This window comes from Nonomuraea sp. NPDC003201, assembly GCF_053590415.1.
In genome coordinates this window covers 1-2,104 of record NZ_JBSFTC010000675.1, presented here as the reverse complement: position 1 = coordinate 2,104, position 2,104 = coordinate 1, and the positions used below count along the sequence as shown (strand labels likewise).

The following is a 2,104-nucleotide window of genomic DNA, read 5'->3' as shown; positions in this document are numbered from 1 at the left end:
CCGATCTTTATGATCTACTAGATCGTCAACCGTGATTTGTGGTTAAGTGTCTTGTTTTCAGACGTGTGCTCTTGCCGACTACGTGCGCACGGCCGAGGCCAAGGGCGCCGGTCCGGGGCGGGTGCTGATGCGGCACGCGTTGCGCAACGCCCTGATCCCGCTCATCACCGTCGTCATGATCTCCGTCCCGCAGCTGCTGGCCGGGGCGGTCGCCGTGGAGCAGGTCTTCGCCTGGCCGGGCATGGGGCAGCTCGCCGTCAGCTCGATCGGCCAGCTCGACCACCCGGTGGTGATCGGGTTCGCGATGTTCGTCGCGGTGCTCGTCCTGGTCTGCAACCTCGCCGCCGACCTGCTCTACGCGGTGGCCGACCCGAGGATCAGCCTGTCATGACCACGGCCGTCGCCCCGACCTCGCCCCGCTCGCTCGCCGCCCGGCGCTTCCGGCACAACCGCATGGCGCTGGCCGGAGCCGTGTTCCTCACCGCCGTCGGCGTGCTGGCGCTGGCCGCGCCGCTGGTGGCCGGGCACGACCCGAACGCGGTGGATCTGGCCGCCTTCCGCGAGCCGCCGTCTGCCGCGCACCTGCTCGGCACCGACTCCTCGGGGCGCGACGTGTTCGCCAGGCTCGTGCACGCCGGCCGGGTCTCGCTGCTGGTCGGCCTGCTGTCGTCGCTGGCGGCGGTCGCCTTCGGCACGCTGCTCGGCGCGCTGGCCGGCATGTTCGGCGGGCCGGTCGACGCCGTCGTCATGCGCGCCGCCGACGTGGTGCTCTCCTTCCCGTCGCTGGTCGTCATCGTCGTGCTGGCAGGCGTGCTCGGGCCGGGCGCCGCGATGCTCGTGCTCGTCTTCGCCGCGTGCAACTGGCCGACCGCCTGCCGCGTGGTGCGCGGGCTGACGTTGTCGCTGCGCGAGCGGGAGTACGTCCAGGCGGCGCGCGCCTTCGGCGCCGGGCGGCTGACGGTGATCGGCCGGCACGTGCTGCCCGCCGTCCTGCCGCAGGTCGCGGTGGCCGGCACGCTGCTGGTGGCGCAGCTGATCCTGCTGGAGGCGGTGCTGTCCTTCCTCGGCCTCGGCGTACGACCGCCGCGGGCCAGCTGGGGCAACATGCTGACCGACGCCCAGAACCTCACCCTCATCCAGACCATGCCGTGGTTGTGGCTGCCGCCCGGCCTGGCCATCGCGCTGACCGTGCTGGCCGTGAACTTCGTCGGCGACGGCCTGCGCGACGCCGTGGACCCGAAGGGAGTCGGCGGATGACGCCGCTGCTCACGGTCGACGACCTCGCGGTCGAGTTCCGCACGCGGGACGGCGTGGTGCGCGCCGTCGACGGAGTCAGCCTGGAGGTGGGACCGGGCGAGATCCTCGGCGTGGTCGGCGAGTCCGGCTCGGGCAAGAGCGTGACCGCGATGTCGGTGCTCGGCCTGGTCCGGCCGCCGGGGCGGGTGGTGCGCGGCAGCGTCCGCTTCGACGGCGAGGACCTGCTGGCGCTGCCCGCGCGCCGGCTGCGCCGGATCCGGGGGCACCGCATCGCGATGATCTTCCAGGACCCGATGACGGCGCTCAACCCGGTCGTCCCGGTCGGCGCCCAGATCGCCGAGGCCATCAGGCTGCACCAGCCGCGCCTCGGCCGCGCCGCCGTGCGGGCCCGCGTGCTGGAGCTGCTGGCCTCCGTCGGCGTCGCCGACCCCGCCGCCCGGTACGGCCGGCACCCCCACGAGTACTCCGGCGGCATGCGCCAGCGCGTGATGATCGCGATGGCCCTGGCCAACGAGCCCGACCTGCTCATCGCCGACGAGCCGACGACCGCGCTGGACGTCACCGTCCAGTCCCAGGTGCTCGGCCTGATCGACACGGCCAGGCGGGAGGCCGGCGCGGCGGCGGTGCTCATCACCCACGACCTGGGCGTGATCGCCGAGCTGGCCGACCGGGTCGCGGTCATGTACGCGGGCCGCGTCGTCGAGCACGGCGACGTGCACCAGGTCTTCGCCACGCCCCGCCACCCCTACACGCGCGGCCTGCTGGCCAGCCGCCCCCGCCTGGAGCCGGCGACGGGGGGCCTGGTGCCGATCCCGGGCAGCCCGCCCGACCTGCTGGCGCCGCCACC

General features: G+C 73.8%; 3 protein-coding genes. All 3 read left to right on the top strand.

The genetic code is table 11. The features are described from left to right. The first annotated feature begins 82 nt into the window (after positions 1 to 82). Positions 83 to 391, top strand: coding sequence for an ABC transporter permease subunit (locus tag ACWDX9_RS62625; protein WP_449973338.1), 309 nt, complete (start codon positions 83 to 85; stop codon positions 389 to 391). Further along, positions 388 to 1,257, top strand: coding sequence for an oligopeptide ABC transporter permease (opp4C, locus tag ACWDX9_RS62620; protein WP_449973337.1), 870 nt, complete (start codon positions 388 to 390; stop codon positions 1,255 to 1,257). Before ACWDX9_RS62625 ends, opp4C begins: the two co-directional genes overlap by 4 nt. Then, a partial coding sequence (locus ACWDX9_RS62615; RefSeq protein WP_449973336.1) for an ABC transporter ATP-binding protein occupies positions 1,254 to 2,104 on the top strand: 851 nt, incomplete at its 3' end. The genes opp4C and ACWDX9_RS62615, both read left to right, overlap by 4 nt.

Coding starts and splice junctions, on each gene's coding strand:
- opp4C (WP_449973337.1), top strand. CDS start 388: ATGACCACGGCCGTCGCCCCGACCTCGCCCCGCTCGCTCGCCGCCCGG.